General features: G+C 40.8%; 4 protein-coding genes. 3 read left to right on the forward strand and 1 reads right to left on the reverse strand.

Annotated elements, in window-relative coordinates; genetic code table 11:
- A partial coding sequence (locus K1X82_14115) for an IS110 family transposase (GenBank protein MBX7183242.1) occupies positions 1-113 on the forward strand: 113 nt, incomplete at its 5' end.
- A gap of 152 nt (positions 114-265) precedes the next feature.
- Here the strand turns inward: K1X82_14115 and K1X82_14120 are convergent.
- Positions 266-1,162: a dioxygenase gene (locus tag K1X82_14120; GenBank protein MBX7183243.1), complete on the reverse strand. Its 897-nt coding sequence runs from the start codon at positions 1,160-1,162 to the stop codon at positions 266-268.
- Positions 1,163-1,474: 312 nt separating this feature from the next.
- Between K1X82_14120 and K1X82_14125 the strand changes: the two genes are divergently transcribed.
- Both K1X82_14125 and K1X82_14130 read left to right on the forward strand, forming a co-directional pair.
- Positions 1,475-5,746, forward strand: a complete 4,272-nt coding sequence (locus tag K1X82_14125) for a T9SS type A sorting domain-containing protein (GenBank protein ID MBX7183244.1) — start codon at positions 1,475-1,477, stop codon at positions 5,744-5,746.
- Positions 5,747-5,891: 145 nt separating this feature from the next.
- A complete protein-coding gene (locus K1X82_14130; GenBank protein ID MBX7183245.1) occupies positions 5,892-6,404 on the forward strand; it encodes a GNAT family N-acetyltransferase in 513 nt (170 codons plus the stop codon).
- Positions 6,405-6,918 lie beyond the last annotated feature (514 nt).

The following is a 6,918-nucleotide window of genomic DNA, read 5'->3' on the forward strand; positions in this document are numbered from 1 at the left end:
AAAATAAAATGTCAGTTATCAATGCAATAAGAAACAAAATTGTCCTTAGGATATTTGCATGTGTAAGAAATGAAAAAAAGTACGAAAAAAATTTTCAGTACAATGTAAATTGAACATAGAAATCCGAAAGCGTGACCCGAACGCCTAGTTAAGAAGGATGGATTTGCAGATTAATTGGATAGGCGGAGGGGGCCCGCCAACTAAAATAAATTATGAATAAAAACGAAGAATTGGTTTATTTGAAAACCTTAAAAAGCAGCTTCAACTAAGCCCCAATGATAAAACTGCGCTCGCTAAAAGCAGGAATGCTAGCCGGAATATCATAAAAATGTTGAATATTTTCGGATGGGTGCATTAAACCAAGGCTGTAAAGAACCGGTACAAAATGATCGGGAGTGGGGGAGGCCAATAAACCCAATTTATGACTTGTTTCGTAGTTTATAATATCCTTCACATTTCTGGTGTCGATTTGTTTTTTAATCCAGTCATCGTAATCCTGCTCCCAACCATAGGGTTTGAAATCGTTGGATTGCATTTTTTGCATTGCCAGGCGTAAATTATGAATCAAAGAACCGCTACCGATGATAAGAACTCCTTTGTCTCTCAAAGCTTTTAACTGATTTCCGAGGTCGAAATGGTATTGAGGTTTGGCGTAATAATCGATGCTTAGTTGGAAAACAGGAATATTGCCTTTGGGAAACAAATGCATTAACATGGGCCAAGCGCCGTGGTCAAGCCCCCAGTCGCCGGTTAAGGAAACACCGGGAACCAATTTGTTTACTTCCCTTGCTATTTCGGGCGAACCCTGGGCCTTGTAATACACTTCGTAATATTCTTTCGGAAATCCATAATAATCGTAAATCTGTTTCTGTTCTAGGGAAGAATTTACAAAACTGCCTTTGGTGCACCAATGTGCCGAGACTACCAAAGCTGCTTTTACATCGTAGTTTTCTTGTAAACGCTGACCCAATTCAAACAAGGTATTCCAAAAAGGTCGTTGCTCTTTGGTCATTGGAATATCCATAGGGTTGCCATGCGAGGTAAATAACACAGGCAAACGATTGGATTGCTTAGGTAAGGTATCGGTAAAGTTTTTAAAACTAGACAAGGAAGTCATGGCAGAAAGAGCGGCTAGGGAGTGAATAAAGGAAGATCGGTTCATGGTATATGGGGCCGAAGTGGTGAGGTGCAGTTGGCTAAAATTTCATATTAAGGATTGAGTTCCTAGATAGAAAAGGCCACTTTACTTAAGAGCAAAGGTAGGAGAGAAGACTAGAATGGAAGTAGGACAAATTCGAAAAAAGATAGACTAAATGCCAAGGAAAAAGACTAAAAAGTTTGTAACTTGTTAAAATTTACTTAGCTGTTTCTTAACCTAAGTAGGGTAGTAAGTATTTACTTTTGAAAACTATCTCCCAAAATTAAAATGCAAAAATATTTCAGGTCGATTTCTATATTGACTTTTCTTGTTTCGTTGAGTATTAGAACATTCGCTCAAACTACTTTAGCGCCCGGTGATTTGGCAATAATTGCCATGAATTCTACTGATCCTGATCAATTTTCCTTTGTTTTATTAAGGGATATTGCCGCAGGAACGGTAATTAATTTTACCGACAACGGTTTTTCATCAACCACCTTGGGAAGAACAGGGGAGGGGTATTTGACCTATACTGCTCCAGTTGCTCAATGTGCAGGAACGGTAATTTCATGGACCAGCGGAATGAATATTACCGGAACCGGTTGGAGTGCAAGTGCTCCTGCCAACTTTGCATTTAATGTAAATGGTGAGCAGTTGTTTGCCTTTCAGGGAACCACTTCGAATTGGAGCACCCAAACAGGCATTACCTTATTGTATGGTTTTCAAACCTTTGGAAATTGGTTAAGTTCAGGTACGGCGGCTTCTACCACCTCCTACAACCCGTCATCCTTGTCGGATACCTATAAATTGGTTGTTCCTACCAATAACAATGCAGCATTAACCGGAACCAGTCTTTCGGGTAGTGCTCCTGAAATTATTACCCAGGTTACCACCTTGGCGAATTATACCCAAGCTTTGCATCCTACAGCGGTTACTATCCCTGCTTATACTGCATTTACCTTGCAAAGTGCTACATTTTCTTACGCCCAATCGCCTATGTGTACCGATCTTTCAACGACCCAATTACCAAGTTTTGTCGGAAGTTCAGGAGGTGCATTTAGTGGAAACAACGGGCTTCAAATAAATGCTACCACCGGAGGCATTATCCCATCTGCAAATTCGGGTGGTACTTACCAGGTAACGTATACCATTAGCTCCACCGTGGGTTGCTCGAACCTAACGGCTACTACCAATTTGAATATTACCCAATTACCTGTTGCCAACATTTCCTATTCCGGAAATCCATTTTGTTCGAATGCATCTTCGGAATTACCGGATTTAGTTGGAGATGGGAGTGGAACCTATACATCTACCTCCGGTTTAAACATAGCTTCCAATGGGTTAATAAACCCTAGTAATTCTACACCCGGAATTTACTCAGTAACTTATGAAATTCCGGCCAATGCCGGTTGTGGTATTGTAACAGCAAGCACCTCCGTAACAATTACCGCCTTGCCAAATCCAAGTTTCAGTTATTCCAATTCTCTGCTTTGTACAAGTGGTGCCTTACAGTTGCCGACTATTTCCGGAACATCAGGAGGAAGTTTTTCATCTGTTGCAGGACTTTCGATTGAAGCATCTTCAGGAGAAATTGATCCCTCAAACTCCAATGCCGGAACCTATGTAGTAACCTATACTTTAGCTGCAGCAGGAGGTTGTTCAGCCCAAAGTTCTAATCAAAACGTGACTATTGAGCAAGAGCCAACAGCCAGTATTACATACCCTAATTCACCTTTTTGCACCAATCAATCTCAGGTTAGTGTATCATTTTCAGGAAATTCAGGCGGTGTTTATTCTTCCACATCCGGCCTTTCCATAGATGCCAGTACCGGAGATTTGCAACCCAATGCAAGTCAGCCTGGTACTTATCAAATAACCTATACTATTCCGGCTAGTTTGGCCTGTCCTGCCTTTTCAACGAATACAACTATTCAATTAACCGCGCTTCCGGCGGCCACCATTTCCTATGCTAGTCCGGTTTGCTTGGGAGGAAGTGTGGAGAATGTGGTATTGACTGGAAATGCCGGAGGAACCTTTTCATCAACGGCAGGATTAACAATTGATCCGAATACAGGAGCTATTGATCCGGGAAGCAGTTTGCCGGGAACGTATTCGATTACTTATACTATGGCTGCTGCCAATGGATGTCCATTACAAACTGCATCTGCCGGTTTCACTATTACGGATCCTAACCCTCCTTCCATTTCCTATTCTGCTAATTCTTTTTGCAATGATGGTAGCACTCAAAACGTAGTTCAAACGGGAGCAAGTGGAGGCAGTTATAGTTCCACCCCCGGTTTGTCTATCGATAATAATTCGGGGAGTATTGATTTAGGAAATAGCAGCGCAGGGGCTTATACGGTAGTTTATTCGGTACCTGCTTTTTCCGGATGTCCGGCACAAGCTGCTAATTTTGGATTAACCATTGTTCAGGCTCCAACTGCAACCATTTCTTATTCAGGTACTCCGTATTGCCTTGATTCATCCAATCCAACTGTTACTCTTTCGGGTACAGGGGGAGGTAGTTTTTCATCCGGACCTGGTTTGAGTATAAATTCAGTAAGCGGATCCATCGATTTAGCACAAAGTTCTGCCGGAAATTATACGGTAAGCTATTTTCTGCCTGCTGCTAATGGGTGTAATAGCTTTACAACCGGCACTTCTATTAGTTTAACAGCACCCTCTTCTGCAAGCATTTCGTATCCTTCCGGACCACTTTGCACCTCCGGAAGTCCGGCCCTACCAACTTTTGCAGGAACTTCCGGTGGGAGTTATTCATCGGGAGCCGGTTTAACTATAAACTCAGTTACAGGGGAGGTAAATCCATCAGCCAGTACAGCAGGCAATTACACGGTAAGTTATTCTATACCGGCAAATAATGGGTGTTCCTCTTATTCTACGACAACAAATTTAACCATCGATCAAGCTCCTTCAGCCATAATTTCTTATGCTGGCAATCCGATATGCCAAACCGGAAATATAGAAGCTGTAAGTATTTCAGGCAGCTCGGGAGGAAGTTTCTCTTCTACATCCGGTTTGAGTATCAATTCAGGAAATGGTTCAATTAATCCAATTCAAAGTCAGGTTGGTAGCTACACTGTTACCTATACCATTCCGGCAACCGGAGCATGTTCATCTTTTTCGACAAGCACGCAAGTAAGCATCAATGCACCGGGAACGGCTAGTATTTCATATCCCGGATCTCCATTTTGTACCAATTCAACTTCGGTACAAGTTAGTTTAACAGGATTGCAGGGGGGCAGTTATTCTTCAGGCAGTGGTTTGGTGATTGATGCGAATACCGGAACTATACAGCCGAATCAAAGTACTGCCGGAAATTATACTGTGGTGTATACTGTTCCGGGTAATGGTGGCTGTGCGACCCAATCCTTTACCACTGCAATTGCTATTTCTTCCCTACCTGCTGCAACCATTTCCTATGCAAGTGCACCATTTTGCACTACTTCTTTGGCAACCCTTCCAAGTATTGTTGGTACTTCCGGAGGTAGTTTTTCCTCTACCAGCGGACTAAGCCTTGATGCCACCACAGGACAAATTACCCCTTCAACCAGCAATGCAGGAACCTATATCATTACCTATTCCATGCCTGGCAATGCCGGGTGTTCGGCTCAAAATGCTACCACCTCTGTTTCCATTTCATCACCCATTCTAACCTTGATTAACTATTCCGGAAACCCTATTTGCCAATCAGTGCAAAGTGTGATCCCAACCATTACCGGAATTCAAAGCGGAACTTTTTCAGCCGGTAGTGGACTTAGTATTAATTCGGTTACAGGAGAAATTAATCCTTCTTCTACCAATCCGGGAACCTATATTATCAATTACCTGACTCCATCCGGAGCCAATGGTGGTTGTCCGCAAACCAATGCTTCTCAGGTAATATCGGTGGTTGCCAATCCGGTTCCGGTCATTAGTTCAATTGGCAATGCTAACGTATGCGGTAGTGGGCAAGGCGTTGAATTAGTTTCAAATTACCAAAGCGGAAATTCATGGAGTGTGGGAGGAAATAACGATACCGTTTTTGTATTGCAATCCGGTTCGGTTATTTTAACTGTTACTGACGCCAATAATTGCACCGGTGTTTCTGCCCCGTTTATTGTTGGACAAGGTTCTCTTCCTGACAATGGAGTGACACTTAATGGAAACACCATAACTTCAAACCAAACCAATGCAACTTACCAATGGTATTATTGTTCTCCTTCCTTAATGGAGTTGCCCGGAGAAACCCAATCGGTTTATGTTGCTAACCAAAGTGGAGATTATGCAGTAGTTGTTAATTTGAATGGATGTTTGGATACTTCCATTTGCACCAATGTTCTAATTGTTGGTAACGAAGAACTAAGTGCCGGAGAATGGAGCATTTATCCCAATCCGAGCTCAGGCCAATTGACCATACATAGCGGTAAATTTTCGCAAAAAAGCAAAGTGCAGATTTTTTCCTTAGTCGGAAGTAAATTAGTTGGAGAATATTGGATTGAATCCGGTAGCATGTTCGACTTAAGTGAACTTCCCGATGGTTTGTATTTTGTTTGTACTGAAGGAAATGAAACCAAACCATTGAAATGGTTGAAAACTAGGAATGATTAGTGAAAATTTAAATTTAGACTTACTTAATAACCGGTTGGATATTGGGTTTGGCAAGCTTTAAGAATACCAGAGTTGCAAATGGAATAAAATTGGAGTTGAAAATTAAAGAAACATCCAATTTTTAGGATAATTGGAGAGAATATAAATGAATAAGTTGATTCATTTGGAAACTGAAAGAACGTTTATGCGCCAATTGGTAAAGGAAGATTCGTATAATTTTTATTCCTTGAACCTGGATGAAGATGTACTAAAATTTACTGGAGATAAGCCTTTTAGCAGAATTCAGGATGCCATCAAGTTTTTGGAAAATTATGATCAATATGAAAAGTACCGGGTAGGAAGATTGGCAGTTATAGACAAAGGTAGTTTGGAATTTTTGGGTTGGTGTGGATTAAAGTATTCTGTGGACAGGCATGAGTATGATATTGGATTTAGATTTTTTAAAAAATATTGGAATAAAGGTTATGCAACCGAAACATCTCAAAGGTGTTTGGAATATGGATTTGATGAACTTGGAATTGAACGAATTGTAGGTCGTGCCAGGAAGGAGAATTTGGCATCTATTCAGGTCATGGAAAAAATCGGTATGACTTATTTACGAGCTTTTGATTTTGATGGACATCCGGGTGTGATTTATCATTGTAGCAGGAAGAAATAGGTTAAGATTTTGGGGCCGGTTCAGGTAGATTAAACTCAATTTAATTAAGGGCTGCTGAATAGTACTCCAAATGTTCAATAGTAGTAATTTGAAATGGTTTTATAGAAAATTCTGCAAGCCTTTTGTCTAAATACCTATTGGACAGTATGTTAGGGTCAATTTTGTGTTTACATTTTAATGAAAAATTGGCCTAAAAACTTGTCTCCTCGGCCTTGTTATAATATTCCAAATTCCCTTGAACTTTTATCCTTATTGAATTAGTAATTTTTTCGTTAGACAGAAATTCAGCATCAGCTTCGTTGTCTGCGGTTTGCAATATTTATGTATACAGTTTCACCTTGTCGCTTTGCATCTCCTGACTTCCGCGATTTTCCCTAAGGCCTTCTAAAAGGCTTGATTTTATTGGGGTCGATTTTTGATTTGGGTGTTAATTTGGGTGTTTTACCTTTGTTTTGTGTTTATAAGGAAACTCAAATCGCCTAATGGAAGAACTTACGTTCAAGTCGTAGACAAG

Source organism: Bacteroidia bacterium, assembly GCA_019695265.1.
In the GTDB taxonomy this organism is placed as follows: Bacteria; Bacteroidota; Bacteroidia; order JAIBAJ01; family JAIBAJ01; genus JAIBAJ01.

What these genes read in the sequence shown, in the direction of transcription:
- K1X82_14120 (MBX7183243.1), bottom strand. Translation starts at nt 1,162, where the DNA reads ATGAACCGATCTTCCTTTATTCACTCCCTAGCCGCTCTTTCTGCCATG.
- K1X82_14130 (MBX7183245.1), top strand. Translation starts at nt 5,892, where the DNA reads ATGAATAAGTTGATTCATTTGGAAACTGAAAGAACGTTTATGCGCCAA.